This is a genomic window from bacterium (assembly GCA_019912885.1).
In the GTDB taxonomy this organism is placed as follows: domain Bacteria; phylum Lernaellota; class Lernaellaia; order JACKCT01; family JACKCT01; genus JAIOHV01.
The window spans coordinates 1-23,330 of the sequence record JAIOHV010000144.1; the positions used below are offsets into that span (position 1 = coordinate 1).

Consider the following 23,330-nt stretch of genomic DNA (forward strand, 5'->3'; position numbering starts at 1 on the left):
GGCCCGCTTCGAAAACTCCTAAAGCGTCGTTGCGTTTCGTCCGAAAAGATAATCCAGAGCACAAAGGTCACCCTGCAGGACCGCAAGCGAAGGATTCGTCAGACCGCGTGTGCGTTGGGATTCAGGACGAAACCCAACGGGAAAAATCAGGCTGGAAGCCAGGGAAGGTTTCACCAAGGACGGCAACAGTATCAAGGAGGATACGCCGATGTCTCTTACCGTAACCAACAACATTTCGTCTCTGAACGCGCAGCGTCACATCAACCGTTCGCAGGGCGGGTTGTCCCGTTCCCTCGAGCGCCTGTCTTCGGGTCTTCGGATCAATCGCGCCGGCGACGACGCGGCGGGTCTTGCGATTTCCGAGAAGTTGCGCGCGAACATCCGGGCTCTGGACCAGGCGGGCCGCAACGCGATGGACGGCGTTTCGCTGATCCAGACCGCGGAAGGCGCGATGGACGAGATCAGCTCGATGATGATCCGCATGAAGGAGCTGGCCGAGCAGGCGGCCACGGGCACCGTGGGCACCGCGGAGCGCGGCTACCTGAACACGGAGTTCAACGCGCTGCGCACGGAAATCACGCGCATCGCGGACAACACGAAGTTCAACGAGACGTCGCTTCTGGACGGTTCGCTGAACAAGAACCTGCAGATCGGCATCACCTCGGGCGAGACGATCAACGTGACGATCTCGGACGTGGACTCCGCGGCGCTTTCGCTGGCGACGAGCATCAGCACGACCACCAAGGCGGTGGCGGCGCTGGCGACGACGAGCACGGCGATCGGCACGGTGGCCAGCCGCCGCGCTTCGCTGGGCGCCCTGCAGAACCGCCTCGAATCGGTGGTGGCCTCGATCGACAACCAGGTCGAGAACCTTTCCTCCGCCGAGAGCCGCATCCGCGACGTGGACATCGCCGAGGAGACCGCCAACCTGACCAAATACAGCATCCTGGTCCAGGCCGGCGTGTCCGTCCTCTCGCAGGCCAACCAGACGCCCACCGTGGCCCTGGCCCTGCTCGCCGGATAATCCCGTTTCCCGGTCGCGGGCCGGCGGTGAAGGAGCCGCCGAAAGGCACAAGGACGTGACGCCGGCTTCGTGACAGACATTTCAAACGAAAAACCCCGGAGGAGGCCCCTCCGGGGTTTTTCGTTGACGCACCGGCGGCGCCGCAAACGACGCCGCCCGGGCTTCGCGCGATGGACATCATGGACATCATGGACGTGATGGACCCGGCGGCGAACGCGGGTGGCGGGGCGATCCGAACCGCGCGCGGCCCCCTTCGGCTCCCGTCGACCTTGATCCGCGCCGCCTCGACAGCCGCCGCGCCATGCCGCTAAGATGTCGCGCGTGAGGCAGTATCGCGACTTTGGCGCCACGGAACTGTTCTGCGCGCGTTGCCGCGCCAGCGTTCCGGTGCGCGAGGTCTTGCTGCTCGTTCTGCCGGGAAAGAACCTGTTCGACTACCGCTGCACGCGCTGCCATTCGTCCGTCGGAACGCGCGAGGAGGCCGATCCGTACGCCTTCTCCACGCGCCCGCCGGCCGCGCCGCCGCCTCACAACAAGCTCATGCACTAAACCCACAAGGTTCGCACGAAATAGCTCGATCCGCCCCGCGGCCGGGGCAAGGAGCCGCCACCCGACCATGACGCGGCGCGGACAGGATACCGTTTCGTTGGCCCGGCGAGCCCGGCTTGCGCTCGTCGCGGGCTCGATCGCCCTTGGCCTGTTGACGCAAGCCGCGTGCGCGGCACGCTGGGTAGGCCGCGGGTTTCCCGCGCCCGGCGATTCAAGACAGGACGCCGCCGGCGCGGCCGAGCGCGTGCGGATCGAGTTCGACTACCTCTACGTACCGCACGTCTACGCCTCGTCCGATGAAGACGCGATGTTCGGCCTGGGATGGGCCATGGCCTCCGCGCGCCTGTTCCAGATGGACATGTTCCGCCATCTCGCGCGCGGGGAGATGTCGCTTCTGACCGGCGATTCCGCCACGGTCATGAAGGTCGGCACCGAGGTCGAAATCGACGTCGCGGAGGTGGACCACTTCCTGAAGATCCTCGATTTCGCCGACTCCGGCCGCCGCCTTTACGAGCGGTCGTCCGCCCCGTCGCGCGCGCTCATCGACGCCTTCGCGATGGGCGTCAACGCGTTCGTGGAGGGCAACCGGCGCCGCCTGCCCGCGCCTTACTCCATCCCCGCGATGATCGGCGGCAAGGAGTTCCGCCCGTGGACGGTGGACGACTCCATGGCGGTCGCCGAGTTGTCGAGCTGGTTCCTTTCGAAAAACTACGAGGACGAGATCTTCGCCGTGCTCGCCTTGCGCGACGGCATGGAGGTCCCGTTCCTGGTCGATCTGCTTTCGCCGTATTACCCGCTGAACCCCAGGCCGTTCGAGACGCAGGCCGCGATGCGCGAGCGCCTGGCCGGCGTGGAGTTCACGCCCGGGTTGCAGGGCCTTCGCGACCTGATGGACGGAACCAAGCTCACCGGCCCCGCGGGCGGCAGCAACAATTGGGTCGTCTCCGGTAAAAAGACCGAATCCGGCCTGCCGCTTCTGTCCAACGATCCGCACCTGTCGCTTGCCACGCCCGGGCCGTGGTATGTCGCGCACCTGCGCAGCCCGGCGATGAACGTCGCCGGCGCGATGATCCCCGGCACGCCGATCATGATGGTCGGCCACAACGAAAAGACCGCCTGGGGCGTCACCATGGCCCGCGTGGACAACTCCGACCTCGCGGTGGAGATCGTCGACGGCGCGCGCAAGACGTACGAATACGACGGCAAGACCTACCCGCTCGTGCGCCGCCCGGTGACCGCCGGCGGCGAGACGCGAACGATCTTTGCGACGCGCTTCGGCCCGATCGTCTCCCGGCTCACGCCCGACTCCAAAAGCGCTGTGTCGCTGCGCTGGACGGGGTGGTTTGCCTCCGACGTCATCGACTCCGGATTCGCGCTCATGCGCGCGGGCTCCGTGCGTGACGCGCTCGACGCGGGGCGGGGATTCGGCCACTTCAACTTCAACCTGCTTGCCGCGGACACCGCCGGAAACATCGGCTGGACGATCACCGGTGACGCGCCCCGCCGCGTGGGCTTCGCCGGCTTACTGCCCCACGACGCGAGCACGCCCGACCAGCGCTGGGAAGGGTTCGCCGATCCGCGCGACATGGGCGAGATCGTGAACCCGGAAGAGGGATTCATCGCGACCGCCAACAACCGGCCCGAGATTCCGACCGCGGACGCCATCGGATCGAACTACGTCGCGCCCTACCGGTTCGAGCAGATCAAGTGGCGGCTCGAACAGAAGGAAAAACTGAACGTCAACGACATGCGCGCCATCCAGGCCGACCAATACAGCCGCCAGGCGAGCCTCATCCTGCCCTGGGTGCAGAACATCCAGAGCGACGACGCCGACGTGCGCCGCGCGATCCAGGAGCTGCGCAACTGGGACCGCCGCGTCACCGGCGATTCGCGCGGCGCGATGTATTACGAGGTCTTCCTCACGCACTTCCAGCTCGGCTTCGCCGAGACGTTCCGCCCCGACACGCGCCACGCGTTTTTCGCGATGATCCCGTCGCGGCAGATGCCGGTGGACGCGTTTTATCGCAAGGAAACCGCGCTGTGGGCCGACAACGACGCGCGTGACGAACGCATCCGCCGCGCGCTTCGCGCCACGGTGCGCGAGTTGCGCGATCGCTTCGGCGAAAATCTCGCGACCGCGACGTGGGGCGACCTGCACCGGCTGAATTTCCACCATCCGCTTTCCGACGCGCCGCTCATCGGCGCGTCGTACGCGCTGCCGAGCGCGCCGTACGGCGGCGACGCGAACACGGTGAACATGGGCGCGTTTCACCTCGGTGAGACGTACGACGTGGAGGTGATCGCCTCGCTGCGTTTTCTTGTTGACATGGCGCACCCGGAGCGCGCGCGCTTTTCCTATCCCCTTGGACAGTCCGAGGTGCCGGCGCATCCCGCATGGACGAATCTGCTTTCCGCGTGGTTCCATGTGGAGGACCACCCGCTGCTGTTCGCCGAGGAAGATATCGCCGACGCCCAGCGTCCGTCGGTGGTCTTCTTGAGCCCGCCGGGCGCTAAAGCAGAAAACAGCAAGTAGGAAACCGTCTTGACGACCGATATCCGCACGTCCGCATTATTTTTCGTTCCTGTTTCCCGCTTTCTTTCGTCTTGACCTTGAGAGCAGGCTGAACTCCATGGACTTCACTTCGATACCCGCCATCGGCCCGTCCATCGAACGCTACTGGGCGCCGGTGCTCGCCGAAATCAACCGCTACCTCGCGGATAATCCGTTTTTCGCCGAAGGCCGCGTGGACGGGCCGCTTCTGGCCGCCCTGGCGTTGCTGCTTGCCTGGCTGCTGATCCGCATCCGCCGGCGCCACCGGCACGAAGACCTCGAGGCGGCGATGGTCTCCGACGAGCCGTTCTCGATGGGCGACGAGGATGCCGAGACCGCCGAATCCGGCCTTTCCGACGAGGAGATCGAAGCCGAGCTCGCGGCTGACGCCGGCTTCGAATGGGTCGAGGAAGAAATCGGCGAGGAGCCCGCACCGGAGGCGCCGCCCGCAAGAGCCGAGGCGATCGCGCCTATGCCCGAGGCGATCCGGGAAAAGCCCGTCGCCCCGCCGCCGCTACCCGAACCCGTTCCCGCGCCCGTCGAGGTTCCGGAAGCTCCGCCGCCGCCGAAACTCTCGCTGTTTGCGCGGCTCAAGCTGGGTCTTGCGAAAACAAGCGCGGGATTCGTCGGCCGCGTCGACCAGATCCTCTCCGGGCGCAAGGCGATCGACGACGAGCTGTACCTCGATCTGGAGGAGGCGCTCATCACCGCGGACCTCGGCGTGAAGACCGCCTCGTCGCTTCTGGAAAAGACGCAAGAGACCGTCAAGGAGCGCGGCATCACCGACCCGGCGAAAATCCACGATGTCCTCAAGGAAGCGGTGCTCGACATCATGAAGGCGGAGTCGATTCCGCTTGATGTCGCGGCCGGCAAGCCGTTTGTCATCATGGTCGTCGGCGTCAACGGCGTGGGCAAGACGACGACGATCGGCAAGCTCGCCGCGCGCTACACGAACGAGGGCAAGGCGGTGCTCGTCGCCGCGGGCGACACCTTCCGCGCCGCGGCCATCGAGCAGCTCGAGATCTGGGCCGAACGCGTCGGCTGCGACATCATCAAACAGGCCGCGGGCGCCGACCCGTCGGCCGTCGCGTTCGACGCGGTGCAGGCGGGCGTCGCACGCGGCGCGGATGTCGTCATCGTCGATACCGCCGGGCGCCTGCACACGAAATCGAACCTCATGGAAGAACTCAAAAAGACCAAGCGCGTCATGGCCAGGATCGTCCCGTCCGCGCCGCACGAGACGGTGCTCGTCCTTGACGCCACGACCGGCCAAAACGCGATCAACCAGGCCAAGACCTTCAATGAGGCCATCGAGCTGTCGGGCATCATTCTGACCAAGCTCGACGGCACCTCCAAGGGCGGGTGCATCGTCGGCATCTGCGACACGCTGCACGTTCCGATCCGATTCATCGGCATCGGCGAGAAGATCGACGACCTGCGTCCGTTCGATGCGCGCGAGTTCGTGGACGCCATGTTCGCGGGCGGCGCATCCGCCGGGTAATTGGGCTCACAGCCGCGGTCGCCGCGGCGCTCCCGGGCGCCCCGATACGCCCGTTCCGCTTGACTTCGCGCCGTTCGGGATTATTCTTTTCATACGCAATGGTGCGCATTTAGCGCCCGAATCGACGTGATCAAGGCGCGGTTTGCCGCGCTTTCAGGAGGAGTCAGGAATGGCCGCAAACGAGGCAAACGGAACGGAAATCACCCTCAGCGATCGTGCCGCGCAGGAAGTCAGGCGCCTCATCGAGCAGGAAGGCCTCGGCGGAAGCGACGGCGTCTATCTGCGCCTGGGAACGCAGGAAGGCGGTTGCTCGGGTCTTTCGTACATCATGCAGTTCGAAACGGAGAAGGGCGAAGCCGATCAGGTCTTCGAGGCGAACGGCGTGAAGATCCTTTGCGATACGGAAAGCTACTTCAACCTCGCCGGCATCGAACTCGACTATCAGGGCGGGCTCGGCGGCCAGGGCTTCATGTTCAAGAACCCGAACGCGCGCACCTCGTGCGCTTGCGGCAAGTCCTTCGGTTAAGCCCGAATCCGATCGAGCCATACGGCGGCCCGGCGCGTTGCGCCGGGCCGTTGCCGTTGGTGCGCGCGGCGCACCCTCCAGGCATAAAAAAAGGCGACTTGGCGCCGCCTGGAGCAAAGAAATGGGACGTATTTTTCTCAGGAGGGCCTGCGACCCTTGCGGGGTCGCTCGAACTCGTATCGAGGTTTCCGGCTATCCGGTCAGACGGAATCGACGCGTTAATTCCTCGATCTGCCTTCCGTCGAGATTGTATTTACACGGGAACGAATATGGCGTGTATCGGGCATGTCCCCATTTGGGCATGGGGGATCGCCTGATATGCGGGTGGTGAAATGCGAAAAACGCCGCGCTTCAGGGCGTTATCGCCGCCCCCACGGACACATCGGGCGCCTCGCCGACGACTAGCTCGAATTCGCGCGTGGCCGATAGCCCGGCGCGGTCCGTCACCGTCAGGCGCACGTGCCGCGTTCCGCGCAAAAGGCCTTCGGCCGGAAGATACGACACGCGCCCCGCGGCGGGGTTCGGCTCGGCCATCACGCGCCGTCCGTCCACCGACAGGTCGAATCCCCCCTCGGCCACGCCCGATCCCGCGTCGGAAAATTCGACGGCCAAAACCGGCCGGCCGCGCAGCCATTCCACGCGCGCCTCGCCGATCGCCGGCGGCGACACGTCGCGCATAAGCGCAAACTCGCCAAGATGGACGACATCGGACGTGCGCCCGTTGGCCAGGTGCCACCAGGTACCGCGATCGTGCAGATACAACCCCACGCCGCGCCCGACGCCGCCGTTCACCGTGACGCGCGCGGGCTGACGCAGCGGCTCCCACATCGGCGAAAACGCATAGAGAGGCGACAGCCGTTCGAGTCCCTCCCCCGCGGGTGTCGCCCGCGTGCCGGCGAGGACCGAAAACGGCCGATACGCCGCGCCCGCGGGCAGCGCAATCGTCGCGTCGCCATCCGGCGTCGTTATCGTCGCGCCGTTGCGCACGGCCTGAAGATTCGCGGTTTCTTCGTTCGTACCGTTCGCGTCCTGCCATTTGATACTTGCCGTCCCGCCAAAGCCCGGCGGCAGATCGACAAAGATCCGCGCGCCATCCGTTCCGGTCTCGATAGACGCGCGCGCGTCGCCGCCGGGAGAAAGCGATGCGGAGGCGGCGCGGACCTCACCCAGAATCGACGCGATCAGCACCCGCTCGCGCAGCGAAAATTCCGCGGCGCGTTCACCTTGCGGCATGGCCGGGGCGCTCGGTGCTGTTGCCGCGGCGCGACCCGCCACGACGCGCAGCGTGAATCGCCCGCGGCCGACGTTGCCCGCCGCGTCGCGCGCGACGATCTCGGCCGCGTGGTCGCCGGCTGCAAGCCCGGAAAGATCGCCCGCGAGATTTTCCGGATGGAAGATCGTGCGTCCGGCCATCGCGAAAAGGCGATGAAACACGCCCTTCTTCGTCTCCTTCAACTCGTAGTGATAGTCGAGTTCGGAGTGGCGCTTGTCCGCGTAGTCGAATCGGTCGTAGCGGTTTCGGTACACCGTGCGGCCGTCGATGGAAAAAGCGATCTCGTACGGCGCAAGGTCGCGTTCCGAGCCATCGGCGCGGTCGATCACCTCAACCGCAAGCCCTACGCGGCCGCCGACAACGACCGGCTCCGCGATCATGCCGTCCGCGAACGCGACGATCTTCCGATCGAACGATCCGTCCGCGTGCGCGTTCGCGGAAAGCGGCTCGGCCAGAAGGCGCGTCACGACGGGCGCGATGGTGTCGGTAATTGCGAGCCCGCTCGCGAGAGGATTGACCGGCAGGCCGCGGCGGATCTCGAAGTGAAGGTGCGGCACGTCCGTACCGGTCATGCCGGAGTAGCCGATCACCTCGCCCGCCTCGACACGCGGCCCGCCGCCGCCGAATTCCCGGCGAAACGAGAAGCGACCGGATTTCGCCCAGATGCCGCGGGCGATCGGATCGAGCGCGCCGCCGAACTCGGACAAGTGCGCATACACGGTCTGCGTGCCGTCGGCGTGCGCGAGATAAACGACCTTGCCGTAGCCGAGCGACGAGCATCGCATCTGCACGATGCGCCCGGCCTTCGCGGCGACGACCGGCACGCCCTCGCGTCCCTCGGTGCCGAGATCGACGCCGCCGTGCGGGTGATTGAGGCGATATTCGCCGAACGTGCCGGTGACGATCGGCCGAAGTTTCATTGGGTAGAGGAAGTCGCCCGCGTGCGACGGCGCGGCCAGCGCAAGGAGAAGCGCAAACAAAAACCCCGGGCTTTTCCGGCCCGGGGTTCGTGAGTTTGTCGACGGCGAGCGCAAGCCGTTCTACGCGCCGCTGTTCGCGCCGGATTCGGAGGACACGCCGTCGATGACCACGGTCTCCTTCCAGGATTTCACCTTGATGCTCCGGCCGAGCTTGAGCTTCGACTTTTTCGAGAGGCCCTTGTTGAGGGCGCAGATCTTTTCGATCGTCGTTCCGTATTTCTTGGCGATGGACCAGAGGTTATCGCCGGAACGCACCTTGTGGTAGCTGTTCTTCCAGACGACCTTCGTCGTCGGCGCCGCCGGCACGGACGCGATGGGCGCCGCTTCGCCGGTCGCCGCGTTCGCGGCGGCCTCGGCCGTCACGGTGTCGATCGCGGGCGCCGGCGCGCTGTCGGCGGTTCCGGAGCCGGTTTCTAACGCGGCGCGTTCCTCGGCGGGAACGGCAACGTGCTCCTCGACGAGCTGCCGCTTGTAGATGGTGATCTTCTGCCCGGGGCGCAGAACCGATTTGCCGCTAAGCCGGTTCCACTTCATGAGCTTGGCGGTTCCGACGCGATTGCGTTTGGCGATCGTGCTGAGCGTATCCCCGGAACGCACCCGGTACGCGACGGGCACCGTCTTCCATTCCTTCACGAGGCGGTAGGCCGGCGCTTCGCCGTTATCGACCGTGCCGAGATCCTCGCGCGCGACGTAGGCGTCGCCCTGCAGCACGTCGCGCCCGACGCCCTGGAGTTTGGCGAGGTGCGCGTCGCGGAAGTCGTATTTGCGCGCGTTCGCCACCGCGATGGGCGACCAGAAACGCACGTGGATGTGATTACGATGCCCGCGCGCGTGGCGGATCAACGCCTGGCGTGGCCGGCCTTCGATCGAAAAGACGCGATCGAGATATTCCGGCGACGCCTTCAATTTGTATTTCACGTAATCGCGCAGAATGCGCTGCACGCCCGCGTCCAGGAAGACGTATTCGGTCTTGTTGTCTTCCATCAACGCCTCGAGAAACGCCCAGGTGCGCGGCACGTCGAGGTTGTTCGCGCCGGCGGCGATGAACGTCGCGGGCTGCCCGCCGTTTCGGTAATACATGCTGATGTCGACATCGCGGCCGGCCTGATGCGAGCGATGGCGCTTGAGGCGCCCGCCGCCAGGCGCGGAGATGTCACCGACAAGCAGATCGTGGCTGTCCGGATAGTTCTCGTGCACCTTCGCCACCGCGTACCGCAACGCGGCGATGGTTTCGGGCGTGCCGTAGTTATTGCTACCGGAACGGACGCGAATCCCGGGCGACGACGTCATCTTGATGCCGTTCACCAGGCGTCCGCGCGATGCCGATCCGACCGACAGGCACGGCAGCGACGAGAGGTCGCGGCCCGTCAGGTCGATGTCGTCGGCGGTGAAGGCGGAGTCGGCGAGATCTTCATCGACCTCGTCCTCGAAAAGCACGCCGTCGGCGGAGGCGCCGGCGGCCAGTTCCATCGCGGACTCCAGATCGAGGCCGAGCTCGACGGCGAGCAGTTCGGCAATGGTCTCGGGTTCGCGGTTGGCCAGAACGTCCGGCGACTCATCCGCGGCAAACGCGGGCGGCGCAAGGGCAAGGACGGTCAGCGTTATCAAAAGCAGAACGACCGTACCGGTCGGGCGCACGAAACGGGCTACGTTCATGGCTCGGCCTTTCGTTTTTGAGGTCAGCGAATTTTTGTTGTCGTTAAGGAACCCACAGGGCCGCGTGCATTAGCGCAAAGGGCGCCGCACGCGGTGCGGCCGAATTTTTTATGCCGGCCGAAAAATCGCCGGAATATACGCATTTTCGTAAAATATGTCAATTTCCGAACGCCCCGCGCGATCGCGTCGGCCCGCCGCTCGCCTGTCCCCCGCGTTTGGTCTATCGTCCTTGCACGCATGACCCCGATCTTCCGTATTCTGGCGTGGATTGCCGCGTTGGCGATTCTCGCCGCGCTCGCGGCGTACCTCGCCCTATGGCCCGTGGACGTTGCCCCCGCCGCGTGGGAAGCACCAAAATCGGCGGAATACGCGCCGACCGGCGACTTCGCGGACGCCGTGCGCGTGCCGATCGAAGGCGGACGCGGGCCGGAGGACATCGACGTCGATGGCAAAGGGCGCGTCGTCGTGGGCCTCGATGACGGGCGCATCGTGCGTTTTCCGAAAGACGGCGGCGCGCCGGAGACGATTGCCGACACAGGTGGCAGACCGTTGGGGCTGCATTGGGATATCGACGGACGCCTCATTATCGCCGACGCCTTGATGGGCTTGCTGCGGCTGGAACGCGACGGCGCGATCACGACGCTCGCGACCGAATGCGGCGGGCGCAAGCTCGGCTTCACGGACGATCTCGAAACCACGCGCGACGGGCGCATCTGGTTCACGGACGCGTCCGTTAAATACGGCGTCCGCGACTGGAAGCTCGATATCATTGAAAACCGGCCGAACGGGCGGCTTTGCGTTTACGATCCGGCGACGGGCGACACCCGTGAAGTGCCGCCGGGCATGCATTTCGCCAACGGCGTCGCGATCGACCCGGACGGGCGCTTCATTCTCGTGAATGAGACGTCGCGATACCGGGTGCGTCGGGTGTGGATCGACGCGCACGATCGTTCCGTCGAGTGGATGCGCCTTGTCTCGCCGCTTCTCGACGCACCCGAACCGGACTGGGAGAAAATTCGGTCCATCGAACGCGACCTCGCGGAAAGATACCCCGACCGGCACCCGTCCGACATCCTCATCGACAACCTTCCCGGCTTCCCGGACGGCATCTCGACCGGCTCGAACGGCGTGTTCTGGATCGCAATCGCGAGCCCGCGCGATTTCATCCTGGACAAACTATCGCGGCATCCCGAATGGCGCCGTGCGATCGTCCGCCTGCCGAAATTTCTGATGCCCGGTCCCAAACGCACCTCGCGCGTCATCGGCATCGACGCCGAGGGCCATGTCGTCGCCGACCTCTTCGATCCGAAGGGTGCGAAGATCACGATGGTGACAAGCGTGCAGGAGCGGAACGGGACGCTGTATTTGGGGAGCCTCATCGACGACGGTTTTACGACGATGCCCGTGCCGGCGCGAATGCCGAATTGACCGCTCCCTGTCGGTCGCGGCACTGATGTCGCAACTCCGGACATCGCCACGCCGATCGGTATCGCCAAACCGCGACAGCTGTCGCGACGATACTATTTTCTGTTTCCTCTTTTCTATTTTCTCGCGCCTACGCCATCTCCTCCATCGCGGCGAACTGCTTGTCTTCCTCGTCGTAGACGTCAAAGAGGAAAACCGCGCGGCCTTGTTCGTCGGTGGAGACGGTGACGTATTCGATGAAGATCGGGATTTCCTTGTTCAGGACGATCTCGCGCGTGCTCCGGGAGTCGAGGATTTTGTCGAGCTCGGCAAGCGCCGCGTTGCCGTCTTTTTCGAGGAGGAACTGCGCCATGTCGAGCGGATTGTGAAGACGGATGCAGCCGTGACTGAACGCCCGGTCGTTGCGGTTGAAGAGGTATTTGGTCGGCGTGTCGTGCATGTACACGTCGTTCTTGTTCGGGAAAAGAATCTTTACCTTGCCGAGCGCGTTGCCCGGCCCCGGCGGCTGGTAGGCGGCGATCGGGATGCCTTCCTTGTTGAAATGCGCGACGTACCCCTTTTTCTTGAAGTAGTCCGGATCCTCGTGCCAGTTCGGCAATTCCTCGAGCTTGAAGATGCGCGAGGTCATGTACCACGCCGGATTGTAGACGACCGTCTTGATCGTCGCGGTAAACTCCGGCGTGTGGTTGATCGCCGCGCGGTTGCCGACGATGACCTTGTGCCGGCGAAGGATCTTGCCGTCCTCCACAACCTCCACCATGAATTCGGGAATGTTGACGCGGACGAAATAGTTCTCCCACCGCGAGTCGGACTGGCGAAGCTTGGCAAGCGCGAGGCGGATCTGGCGCACGCGCTTTTCGTACGAGACGTTCATCGCCTCGGCCGTGCCCTTGAAGATCACGCCGTCCGGCACCACCTGGTGCGTTTGCTGGTATTCGATGAGCGCCGCCTCGGTCACTTCGTCGAAATGCCCGTCGATCGGACCGGAGTAGTAGCCCTCGAGCGAAAGGCGCTCTTGCACCGTGCGCACGGTGTCGGAATCTTTCGCCCCCTTTTTCAACTTGACGGACGCCTTCACGGGCGGCAGGTCCGCGTACTTTTCCGCGAGGCGCCGGTAGCGGCCAAGCTCGCCGCGCAGCCGAACGTAGTGCGGCGTCGAAGGCGCCATCTGCTTGACGGCAGCCGTCAGGTCGGATTTCGAAGCCTCCCAGCTTGCGGGCGCCATCTCGCGCTTCAGCCCCATCGCGCGGGCGAGCTTGAAATACGCGCGCGTGCCCGCGGTTTCGATCTGCGTTTCGAGCACGCCGCGTTCGGCGACAAGCTCGGCGGCCTTGTCGTAGGCGGCGGCGATATCGGGATAGTTCGCGCGGTGCGCGGGCTTCAGCATGAAATCGACGATCCCCAGCCCGTCGAGCCGGGGCGGTTTGTCCTCGTCCTTTTTCGCGGCGGCGACGAGGTCTTCCACAAGCCGGGCGCGTCCCGCCTCGTCGAGCGTCACGTTGACGGCATTCGCAATGCGGGCTTCGTATTCGGAAAGCGTCTTGGCGCGCGCGGACATCTCGTTCACCTGGAAGGCATCCGGCGAAAGGCCGTCATCGCGCGACGCCCGAAGGGCTTCGACGAGCTTGTCGTGGTCGGCCGCGGCGGCGTGGTCGGCGACAAAGCGAAGGGCGGACTCGGGCGCGAGCACGCCGGCGTCGGCGATCCACGTATCGCCCTGGCGCGTTTCGGCAAACGCCTTGGCGCGATGTTCGGCGATCGCCTTTAGCACGGCGGTGTCGGCCTGCGCGCGCGCGCGAAGCAGCGCGGGGATGTCGGCGTGGACGTTATCGACGGCGCGGCTCGCCTGCGCCTGGTAATAGAAGGTGCAGGCGCTTGCCGCGAATACGGCCGCGAGGGCGATCGGAACAAGAAAATGTCGATACGTACGCATATTTTGCCTGGTGAAGCCCCGCTTCATTAATCGATTCTTGTCGATCGATCAATGCTTGTCCACAAGGGCGGTCCGGCGCAAGGAGCGCGCTTACGACCCTACCGGAAAAGCCGCTTCGTGGCTTTACGCGGCGCGTCGCGGCTGTTACAAACGCCGGACAAATCCCGGAAGACACGGGCAAAATCCGCCATCTTCCGCCTGCCGGGCCTGTCGCGCCGGCCTTGGAATCCGATCGGCAAAATGCGCGAAAAACTTCTGCTTTTTGATCTCGACGGAACCCTTCTGCTGTCCGGCGGGGCGGGCGCGCGCGCGCTGGACCGCGCGTTTCTCGAATTGTACGGCGTCAGCGGCGCGTTCGAGGGCATCAAGCCCGCCGGCAAGACCGACCCGATGATCATCCGCGAAATCGTCCGCAAGCACGAAATCCGCGGCGACGAGCTGGCGATCGTCGGCAAGGTCGCCGGACTCTACGAGCGCTACCTCGCCGACGAGATGCCGATCTCGCCCAACGCGCGGATGATGCCGAACGTCGTGCCCGCGCTGGAATATCTGGCCGCCAGGTCCGATGCGATCCTCGGCCTTCTGACCGGCAACTTCGAGCGTTGCGCCCGCATCAAGCTTGCGCGATTCGACCTGAACCGCTTTTTCGCGTTCGGCGCATACGCGTCCGACAGCGAAGTGCGCGCGGAGCTGGTGCCGATCGCCGTGGCCAAGGCGGAGGAGCACACGGGCCGCGCGATCGGCCTCGGGCCGCATGTGTTTGTCATCGGCGACACGCCGATGGATGTGGCGTGCGCGCTCGACAACGGCGTGACCTCCGTCGCCGTCGCGACGAGCAGCTATACACCCGAGGCGCTCACCGAATGCGGCGCTCATCTTTGCTTTGACGACCTGTCGGATGCGGCGGGCTTTTATGCGGCGATCGATGCGTTCATCGCGATGCCCGAATCGCCGTCCGCGCTCGAGGCGGCGGACACCGGCGCGTGACGGCGCCCGGGTCCGTCACGTCCCTGTCGTCCATGATGTCCATTTTGTCCATCGCGAACCTCAAGAAGGTTTCGGGATGGCGATCGGGATAGGGGTATTCCGTGAACCCGAAATCGGCCCTGCGGCTGCTTGAACTGCATCGCGAGCTCGGTGAGATCGACGACGCGGCCTACGAAAACGCCAAACGCTGGCTGTCCGATCCGGCTTATCGCAAATACCGCGCGGATGTCGCCGATTTGCTGCGTCCGACGGACCTTGTCGACAGCTTCTACCGGATTATCCCGTTCGGCACCGGCGGGCGGCGCGGGCCCGTGGGCGTGGGACCAAACCGCATCAACGAGCGGACGATCGGCGAAAGCGCGCAGGGCCTTGCGCGATATATCCTGGATGTCGATACGGGCGGCAAGCTTGCCAAACGCGGCGTGGCGATCGCTTACGACGTGCGCCCGCAATCCCGGAAGTTCGCGGAGATTTCCGCGCGCGTGCTCGCCGCCAACGGTGTGCGCGTGCACTTGTTCGACACGCCGCGCCCCACCCCGCTGCTCTCGTTCGCGGTCCGGCAACGGAAGTGCGTCTCGGGCATCGTCATCACCGCGAGCCACAATCCCCCGACGGATAACGGTTTCAAGGCGTATTGGGACGACGGCGGACAGGTCGTGCCGCCGCACGACACCGAGATCCTCAAGCGCGTGATGGCCGTCGGCGAGGTGAAGACCATGCCGCTGGCCGCCGCGAGGCAGGCCGGGCTCGTCCGTACCATCGGCAAGGAGATCGACAAGGCCTACCTCGATCGGTTGCCGAAGGATCTCTGGCTTTGCGACGAGCGCGACGTGCGCATCGTTTACACGCCGCTTCACGGCACGGGCGTGACCATCATCCCCCGCGCGCTTGTGGCGATGGGCTTTCGCGACGTCATCGTTCCCGGGGAACAGGCGACGATGGACGGCACGTTTCCCACCGTGCCGCGAAATTATCCGAACCCGGAGGAGCCGCCCGCGATGAAGGCCGCGGTCGATCTGGCGCGCGAAAAGGGAGCGTTTCTCGTTTTGGCCTCGGACCCGGACGCGGATCGCGTCGGTTGCATGGCGCGCGAGCGCGACGGGAGCTTTTCTTACATCTCCGGTAACAAGATGGGCGCGGCGATGTTGCATTTCGTGCTCGCATCGCTGGCCGAACGCGGCGAGATGCCCAAGGCGCCGTTCACGCTGACGACCCTCGTATCGACGCAACTCGCCCGCGCGATCGCCGGGCGATACCGGACCAAAATCAAGGACGACCTGCTTGTCGGGTTCAAATACGTGGCGGAATATCTGGCCGGCGCCGAGGCGGGCGGCAAGATGGACGGCTTCGTGTTCGCGTTCGAGGAGTCGATCGGCTTTTTGCGCGGCCCGCACGTGCGCGACAAGGACGCCGCGGCGGCGGCCGTGACGCTGGCGCAGCTCGGCGCGCGGCTTGTCGCGACGGACCGGACGCTTTCGGAGTATCTGGACGAGATTTACGCGAACTTCGGTTATTTCGTGGAGGAGCAATTTTCGGTGTTCCTGACCGGCGCCAACGGTCATCAGAAGATGGAAAAAATCATGTCCGCGTTGCGCTCATCGCCGCCGCAAAAAATCGCGGACATGAAGGTGCGCGCCGTTATCGACCGCAAGACCGGGACGATGCGCGATCTTTCGACGGGCAAGACCCGGAAAATCAAGGGCGCCAAGGGCGATGTGATGCAATTCTGGTTCGATGACGAAGGACGCACGCGCGTCACGGTGCGGCCGTCGGGCACGGAGCCGAAGATCAAGCACTACGCGGCCGCCTTTGAGCCGGTCGAGAACGCCGCGGGGCTGAAAGCCGCGAAAAAACGCGGCGACGCGCGCGTGCACGCCCTCATCGACGCGGTGAAGGCGTTCGAGAACAAGATTGTCGGGGCGCGGGCAAGGAGCGGGGCGTGATTCGCGATCTCGCGTCGATGTCCGCGGTCGAGCACGATCTCGTCATCATCGGCGGCGGCATCAGCGGCGCGGCGATCGCGCACGAGGCGGCGCTGCGCGGGCTGTCGGTCGCGCTCCTTGAAAAATCCGATTTCGGCGGCGGCACGAGCGCCGCCACGAGCAAGCTCATCCACGGCGGGCTGCGTTACCTGAAGATGTACGACTTCGCGCTCGTGCGGGAGTCGTTGCGCGAGCGGCGCATCATGGAGTTCATCGCGCCGCACATCGTCGCGCCGGTGCCTTTCCTGTTGCCGACCTATCGCGGGCGCTCCAACGGCCTTGCGGCCATCGTTTCCGCGATGCTGATCTACAACGTGCTCTCCTACGACAAAAACAGACTCGACGACCCGGACCGCCGCCTGCCCGGCTGGCGGCCGATGTCGCCGCGTCGCGCGCTCGAGATGGAACCGGGCCTGCACAAAGCGGGCATGACCGGCGCGGTGCTGTACTTTGATTGCCAGATGTGGGCGCCCGAGCGCCTGACCCTCGAATTCCTGCTGGCCGCGGACGCGAACGGCGCGATGCTCGCCAATTACGCGCGCGTGGACGAGCTCATCGTCGAGAAGCGCCGCGTGCGCGGGGCGCGCGTGACCGATCTGGAAACGGGCCGCGCGCACGAGATCACCGGCCGCGTCACGATCAACGCGGCGGGGCCGTGGGCGGATCTGATCGACCGTTACGCCGGCGACGACAAAGGGCTCGACCTCGTGCGCAGCCAGGGCATCCACCTGGTCACCAAACGCCTGTCCGGCAAGCAGGGGCTGGTGCTCTCGACGAAGTCGGGGCGGCTGTTTTTTGTCATCCCGTGGCGGGATCGGTCGCTGATCGGCACGACGGACAGCGTCTTCGCGGGCGATCCCGACGCGTACCGCGTTACGCCGGAGAAGGTCGCGGAGTTCATCGGCGAGGTGAATGAGGCGCTGCCGAACGCGCGGTTGACGACGGACGACATCGACTGGACCTACGGCGGCCTGCGCCCGATCGTCGAAACCGAAACGGCGGTGATGAACGTGAACCGCGCGTCGCGCAAATACGAGATCACCGACCATGAGACGGCCGGCGGCGTCGCGGGGTTTGTCACCGTGATCGGCGGCAAATACACGACCAGCCGGGGCCTCGCCGAGACGGTGGTGGAACTGGCCGCCCAGCGCCTGGGCCGACCGCGCCCGGCGCGCGTCTCCGCCGGATTCGTCCTGCCCGGCGGGCGGATCGGATCGTGGCGCGGATTTGTCGCGCGGCTGATGCGCGAATTCGGCCTGTCCGAGGGCGAGGCCGAAAAATGGACGCGCACCTACGGCGCGCACGCGCCGGGCCTCATGGCCGCCGCTCGAAGGGACGCGACGCTCGCGGAACCGCTTGCCGCGGGCGAGATCGAGACGGCGGCGAACGTCGACCGGGCGGTGCGCCTGGAGATGGCCCGAACGCTCGCGGATGTCGTCTTTCGCCGCACGGGCCTTGGCACAACGGGCGCGATCGACAAGGCAGGCGCACATCGCATCGCGTCCCTGATGGGAGAGCGCCTGGCGTGGGACGCCGAGCGCCGCGAAAACGAGGTCAATGGCGTCATCGATCGCATTCGCCGCAAGAATATCTTTGCGCTGGAAAAGCCCGCCGCCGCCCCGGCGCCGACGCCCGCCGAAGCCTCGACAATCGGCTGACGCCAGACGCCTGAAGGCAGAAAGGCCAAAAGGCTGAAGGCTGGCGGCTTAAAGGCGATCACTCCGGCACGCGCCCCTGTCACCGCTGTCCATCATGTCCGTCCGGTCCATGATGTCCATTTTGCCCTTCGAGAGACGCGCCCGGGCCCCCAAGCAAAACGCCCCGCGGCTTTCACCGCGGGGCGTTTTTTTCTCAGCTTTCGATCAGATTAGCAGTTGTCCGCGACGCACGTCTCGACGTCTTCGCAGAACTCGGAGGCCCACACACATCCGGCCACGCAGTCGGCGAACGGATCGCCACCTTCGCAAGCCGCCGTGGCTTCCGCTTCGCTCAAGTCGCCGCTGTCATCCGCGAGGCCCATGCCGCAGTCGTTGTACAGGGACGCCATCGCATCGGCGCAATAGCCGTCATCGTCGTCGTCACCGGCGTCATCGTCACCCGCGTCATCGTCGTCGTCATCATCGTCATCGTCGTCATCGTCGTCATCGTCGTCATCGTCACCCAGATCGTCGTCGTCATCATCGTCGTCATCGTCGTCGTCACCGCAGGCCACAACGCCGATGGCCACGGTTCCAAGAACCATGGCAAGGATCGTCAAAAGCGAGAACAGTTTGAAATTCATCTCTTAGGTCCCTCCTGAGGGGTTGTCGGTGCGCGTTTATCTAACACAACACCAGTTGCCGTGCAACAGCAAATTTCGGCCGATCGTCAACCAGACTTTAGCGGAAATAAAAAAAGACCTTCCGCAAATGATTCGGCACGTTAGGCGATGTTCGCGAGAATTTGCTAGAGATTTTGCGAGGTTCCCTGCAATTGGTGCCCGATCGGCCGGGCCATGCGCGTCGGAAACGGCCCCAAACCCGGAACTGACACCAAGATGTTGATTTTATAAATGATTTTCGTTTTGGAGCCCGGTTCGGCAAAAAAACGCAAAAAAAGGCGGGCCGACCGGAAGATCGGCGAAAAAACGCCGCTTGCCCAATCCCCGCGCCGATGGTACGCAGGGTTTCGGGCATCGAAAAACGAAATTTCGGAGGGACGCATGAGTTTTCGCGCATTCCGTGCGCTTTGCGGCGGGCCGTTTGCGTTCGTCGGCCTGGGTTTTTTGCTTGGCCTTGCTGTGATGCTCTACCCCGGTTGCGAGGGCGTGGAATCCGACGGCGAGTCGATCACCGGGGAGTTCGAGGCCGAGGATATTCCGCTTTTGCCCGGCGGATTCCCGCTGTATCCGCAGACGTTCACCTCGAACAAGGCCGAGGAGGTCAACACCCAGTACGAAGAGCCGGTCGACGATTTCTACGACGAGATCCTCGCGATGATCGAGGATCCCATCAACGACGAGCTTCCCGTGGGCAGCGTGGATCTGGATGAAGTCATCCCGAACGGCGTCGAGGGCAAGATCAAGAACATGCTCGAGTGGGCGCTTGGCCAGAAGGTACCGTTTTTCGAGCAAGGGCCGCTGACGGCGTCCGTCAACGGGCAGATCGCGAGCCTGTTCAAGGGCGCGATTACGGTGAAGGAGGCGAGCCTCAACCTGGAAATCACGAACGACACGGGCGACTGGTGGGCGGCGCCGGTGCGTTTTTCGCTGTTTGTCGGGGACGCCGCGGCCGTGCACAGCAAGTCGACCGACACGCGCGCGGGCGCGCTTGTCACCACGGACGATACGCCGAATTGCAACTGCACGTTCGAACTCGCGCCCGGCGAGACCAAGACCGTGACGACCGGCAACCTTGAGAACCTCGTCGCCGCGCTCAACGAATTGAACACGCTCGCGCTCGATTACGACACCGAGGTTCCCGCCGAGGAAGGCGACTGGGGCGGTCTTGTCGATAATCTGAAGGACGCGTCGCTCACGTCGGTTTCCAAATGGCGGCTGACGATCGAGAAATTCGAACTGAACATCGCCGGCGAGGGATCGATCGATATTCCTTTCGATGTGCCGGACTGGGTGAAGGAATACGCCGACGACGCGCTCTAGTCGCGCCTAAAGGGGGAGATCGGATGGAAACGGCAACCGGGAACGGCGCCGCGGCGCGCGAGGGGACCGAGGCGCCGGGCAAGGCCAACGGCGACGCGCGGCGATCCGCATCCGAGGACCAGATGATGGCCGATATCCGCGCGCTCGCGGGGATCAAGCCGCATCGCGGCCCGGCCACGCCCGGCGAGGCCGAGGCGGCGCGCTACGTCCACGGCCGTATGGAAGAGTTGGGGCTTTCCCCAAAAACGGAACCCTTCCGCCTGTCCCCGTATTTTCCCGCGGCGTGGGCGCTTCACGGCCTGATCGCGTCCGCGGCGTGCGTGCTGGCGTTTTGGTATCCGCTCGCGGCCGCGGCCGTGATCGTCTTTACGATGATCTCGTTTCACGGCGATTCGAACACGCGCTACTACCTGTTGCGCTCCCTGTTTCCCCGGCGCGAGAGCCGGCACGTCATCGGCCGCTTGCCGGCGAAGGGGCACAAGATCGGAGAGCCCTGGCGCGGCAAGCGTGTGGTGATCGCCGCTCACCTGGACGCCGGGCAGATGGGCTGGGCGATTCAGCCGCATCGCGCCGAGCCGACCGCGCGCTTCTTCAAGAAAAACTTCAACATGGCCCCGCCCCTTCTGGCGCTGATCATGGCCGCGATGGTTCTGGCGCTTTCCGGCGCGATCCTGTACGCCGTTTTCGGTCCGGGCGGCGTGACACGCGGCGTTCTTGTCGCCGGCGTCCTCGGCAACCTCATCACCGTCGCCATTTTCGGCCAGATGGAATTCGCGGGTATCAGCCCTGGCGCGTCCGACAATGCGTCCGCGGTCGCGCTCATGCTCGATGTCGCCCGCCGGTTGAAGGAAAATCCCACGGAAAACACCGAGGTCATGTTCGTCGGCGTCGGCAGCGAGGAAACATACATGAACGGCATGGCCAAATTCATGGACGACCGCCGGGCGCTGCTGGACAAGGAAAATACCTATTTCCTCGTTCCTGAAACGCTCGCCCAAGGCACGCCGCGCGTCATCGTCGGAGAGGCGGTCACGGCGGCGCACTACCACGACTCCGCGCTGTGCGGCGCGATGCTGATCGCCGCGCGGCGGCTCGGGCACGCCGGCGTGTCGCCGATCGTCCTGCGAACGGGCGGCACCGACGCGACGCCGCCCACCGTGCGGGGTTACAAGGCGACAGGGCTCATCTGTCTGAACGAGAACGATTATCCGCCGAACTACCACTACCACACCGACGTCCCGGAGAACGTGAACGCCCCGCTTCTTTCGACGTGCGTCGACATCTTCGAGGAGACGATTCGCATCGTCGATCGCGACTTCTGAACGGCCGCGCTTTTCGAGCGCATTTTCGGCCGCGCGCAAAGCGCGCTTCCGTGCTAAGTTGCGCGCGATGTTGGTGATCCCCGTGCGCCGGCGCCGCCGCCCTATCCCCGCCGACCCCGAATGACGCGAAACATTCTCATCGCCTTCGCGGTGCTGTTCGTCCTTTCGCGCGGATTCGTGCTGTCGTATTCCGAATACGTCTACGACGAGGAGGAATACAAGACGGGCAGCATCGGCAAGCTTGTCATGGACGGCCCGCCGCTGCCGCTTCTCGAATACCAGCCGGGCGATTACGAAGGCGGCACGCTCTTTTTCGGATTGATGACGATTCCGTTTTTCGTCGTGCTCGGCCCCAAATACCTTGCGCTCAAGGCCATGGCGACCGTCACCGGGCTCGTCCTTGGTGTTTGCCTCATCCTGCTGGCCGACCGCATCGCCGGCGACCGAGCGGCGCTTGTCGCCGCGGCGCTTTACCTCGTGCCTGTGCCCGCCGTCGTGCAAATCATGAGCTTGCCGTGGGGCAACTACGCCGAGACGGCGATGCTCACCATGGTGACGCTCGTCATCTTCCACGACTTCCTGTTCGAGGACCGCGGCACGATGCGCCGCGCGGCGGTGCTTGGCTTTCTATGGGGCTTCGGCACGTGGGTCCATTACGGCTACGCCGTCACGCCGCTTGCGTGCCTTTTGATCTGGCACCTGTCCACGCGCAATCTGCTTGCCGACCGCCGCTTATGGGTCGCGATCGCGTGCGCGATCGCCGGTTTTTCGCCCTGGTTCGCCTACAACCTGACACATCACTTCTGGGGGCTGCATCGCATCAGCGACGCGTTCGACACGAATCCCGAGGCGTGGCAAAAGCCGGGCGTCCTTTCGCGCCTTGCCGATCTGGTCTTGTCCGATTTCGCGGCCGGCATGCACTTTCGCTTCGGACGCGAATCAATCGACCGCGCCGTCAGCTACGCGTATCAGGGCGTCCTGACGGCGGCCGTCATCGCGATCGTCGTTGCGGCGCGCGGCCGGCTGCGGGCCTGGGGCCGCATGCTCTATCGCGCACGGGCGCGCCTTGGCCTTGCCGAACGGAGCCTCGCGTCGATGACGCCCGTCGTCTACATCGCCCTGTACGGCGCGGTTTACATCCTGACGGGCTACGGCCTTTTCGCCGCGACGTGGCAGGGGCTGGACGCGGAAAACCACGCGCACATCTTTCAACTCTATCCCATGTTCATCCTGGGGGCCGCCGTGGCCGGCGGCCTGCTGTACGAGCGCGTGCCGCGCGTGGTGACGCTTTTAACCGTGTTTCTTGTCGCGTTCGGCGCCGCGGGCGTCTTTCGGTTCATCGATCTTTCGCGCCCGCAATTCGATCGGCTGCGTTCCAACGCCTACGATCGCGGCGTCATTTACGGCGAGATCGGCCGAAAATGGGCGCGGGCGCCCGAGGAAATGAACAAATGGCTCGCCGCGGTGCCGCCTTTCGCCCGGCGGGAGATGGCCTACGGCGCGGGAACGACGTACGGCCTGTTTTACATCGATCACCTGAACGTCGCCGTCGATAAATGCGAGGTGTTACCGAAGACGTGGCGTCCGTATTGCCACCTGGGCATCGGCACGGGCGTCGCGGCCTCGACGCGCGACGACGACGCGCTGCGCGCCAAGGCGCTTGGGGTCATCCCGGAGAAATTTCTCCACGCGGTGGAACCGGGGCTGGTGCTTGGCGACATCTGGTTTCACCTTGCAAGCGCCGAGCGCCTCGCCGTCGCGCGCATGACGTCGCCGCCGCCGGAACTCCCGTGGTCCGAACGCGATCCCTGGCGCGACTTTCTCCAGGCGCACATCTCCGCGGCAGACGCCGCGCCGGAGAGGTAATCCGGAATTTTGAATGCGGAGTGCCGAGTGTCGAGAGCCGAACGGCAAGTGACGCGTGGCGAGCGACGAATGCCGAATGGCCGGCGACGAATGACGAGTGAAGCGTGCGAGGCGT

16 protein-coding genes are annotated in these 23,330 nt (G+C 64.9%); 12 read left to right on the forward strand and 4 right to left on the reverse strand.

The window, feature by feature from the left end; translation table 11 throughout:
• Nucleotides 1–208 precede the first annotated feature (208 nt).
• The 5 genes from K8I61_12025 to K8I61_12045 all read left to right on the forward strand — a co-directional run bounded on the left by K8I61_12025 (nt 209) and on the right by K8I61_12045 (nt 6,151).
• Nucleotides 209–1,024 carry a flagellin FliC gene (locus K8I61_12025; protein ID MBZ0272756.1) on the forward strand — a complete coding sequence of 272 codons (816 nt, stop codon included), beginning with the start codon at nt 209–211 and terminating at the stop codon, nt 1,022–1,024.
• 321 nt (nt 1,025–1,345) lie between these two features.
• A complete protein-coding gene (locus K8I61_12030; protein ID MBZ0272757.1) occupies nt 1,346–1,573 on the forward strand; it encodes a hypothetical protein in 228 nt (75 codons plus the stop codon).
• 67 nt (nt 1,574–1,640) lie between these two features.
• Nucleotides 1,641–4,106: a penicillin acylase family protein gene (locus K8I61_12035; protein MBZ0272758.1), complete on the forward strand. Its 2,466-nt coding sequence runs from the start codon at nt 1,641–1,643 to the stop codon at nt 4,104–4,106.
• Nucleotides 4,107–4,596: 490 nt separating this feature from the next.
• Nucleotides 4,597–5,625: a signal recognition particle-docking protein FtsY gene (ftsY, locus tag K8I61_12040; GenBank protein ID MBZ0272759.1), complete on the forward strand. Its 1,029-nt coding sequence runs from the start codon at nt 4,597–4,599 to the stop codon at nt 5,623–5,625.
• Between the two features lie 169 nt (nt 5,626–5,794).
• On the forward strand, nt 5,795–6,151 hold the full coding sequence (locus K8I61_12045; GenBank protein ID MBZ0272760.1) for an iron-sulfur cluster assembly accessory protein: 357 nt from the start codon (nt 5,795–5,797) through the stop codon (nt 6,149–6,151).
• A 351-nt stretch (nt 6,152–6,502) separates the two neighbouring features.
• Here the strand turns inward: K8I61_12045 and K8I61_12050 are convergent, their stop codons facing one another.
• Together K8I61_12050 and K8I61_12055 are read right to left on the reverse strand one after the other, a co-directional pair.
• A complete protein-coding gene (locus K8I61_12050) occupies nt 6,503–8,404 on the reverse strand; it encodes a M23 family metallopeptidase (GenBank protein MBZ0272761.1) in 1,902 nt (633 codons plus the stop codon).
• A 60-nt stretch (nt 8,405–8,464) separates the two neighbouring features.
• Nucleotides 8,465–10,060: a penicillin-insensitive murein endopeptidase gene (locus K8I61_12055; protein MBZ0272762.1), complete on the reverse strand. Its 1,596-nt coding sequence runs from the start codon at nt 10,058–10,060 to the stop codon at nt 8,465–8,467.
• 237 nt (nt 10,061–10,297) lie between these two features.
• On the opposite strand from K8I61_12055, the gene K8I61_12060 reads away from it, so the two are divergent.
• Nucleotides 10,298–11,488 carry an SMP-30/gluconolactonase/LRE family protein gene (locus tag K8I61_12060; protein ID MBZ0272763.1) on the forward strand — a complete coding sequence of 397 codons (1,191 nt, stop codon included), beginning with the start codon at nt 10,298–10,300 and terminating at the stop codon, nt 11,486–11,488.
• 127 nt (nt 11,489–11,615) lie between these two features.
• On the opposite strand, the gene K8I61_12065 is transcribed toward K8I61_12060, so the two are convergent.
• Entirely contained in the window at nt 11,616–13,418 is a 1,803-nt protein-coding gene (locus K8I61_12065; GenBank protein MBZ0272764.1) for a L,D-transpeptidase family protein, read from the reverse strand.
• A 240-nt stretch (nt 13,419–13,658) separates the two neighbouring features.
• Between K8I61_12065 and K8I61_12070 the strand changes: the two genes are divergently transcribed.
• From K8I61_12070 to K8I61_12080, 3 genes are all read left to right on the forward strand, one after another.
• Nucleotides 13,659–14,405, forward strand: a complete 747-nt coding sequence (locus tag K8I61_12070) for a haloacid dehalogenase-like hydrolase (GenBank protein ID MBZ0272765.1) — start codon at nt 13,659–13,661, stop codon at nt 14,403–14,405.
• A 101-nt stretch (nt 14,406–14,506) separates the two neighbouring features.
• Entirely contained in the window at nt 14,507–16,348 is a 1,842-nt protein-coding gene (locus K8I61_12075) for a phospho-sugar mutase (protein ID MBZ0272766.1), read from the forward strand.
• Complete coding sequence (locus K8I61_12080) at nt 16,345–18,045, forward strand: glycerol-3-phosphate dehydrogenase/oxidase (GenBank protein ID MBZ0272767.1); 1,701 nt, start codon at nt 16,345–16,347, stop codon at nt 18,043–18,045. Before K8I61_12075 ends, K8I61_12080 begins: the two co-directional genes overlap by 4 nt.
• 209 nt (nt 18,046–18,254) lie before the next feature.
• Here the strand turns inward: K8I61_12080 and K8I61_12085 are convergent, their stop codons facing one another.
• Nucleotides 18,255–18,668 carry a hypothetical protein gene (locus K8I61_12085; protein MBZ0272768.1) on the reverse strand — a complete coding sequence of 138 codons (414 nt, stop codon included), beginning with the start codon at nt 18,666–18,668 and terminating at the stop codon, nt 18,255–18,257.
• A gap of 420 nt (nt 18,669–19,088) precedes the next feature.
• Between K8I61_12085 and K8I61_12090 the strand changes: the two genes are divergently transcribed.
• From K8I61_12090 to K8I61_12100, 3 genes are all read left to right on the forward strand, one after another.
• Complete coding sequence (locus tag K8I61_12090; protein ID MBZ0272769.1) at nt 19,089–20,027, forward strand: hypothetical protein; 939 nt, start codon at nt 19,089–19,091, stop codon at nt 20,025–20,027.
• A gap of 23 nt (nt 20,028–20,050) precedes the next feature.
• Complete coding sequence (locus K8I61_12095; GenBank protein ID MBZ0272770.1) at nt 20,051–21,349, forward strand: Zn-dependent exopeptidase M28; 1,299 nt, start codon at nt 20,051–20,053, stop codon at nt 21,347–21,349.
• 120 nt (nt 21,350–21,469) lie between these two features.
• A complete protein-coding gene (locus tag K8I61_12100) occupies nt 21,470–23,215 on the forward strand; it encodes a glycosyltransferase family 39 protein (protein ID MBZ0272771.1) in 1,746 nt (581 codons plus the stop codon).
• Nucleotides 23,216–23,330: the final 115 nt, after the last annotated feature.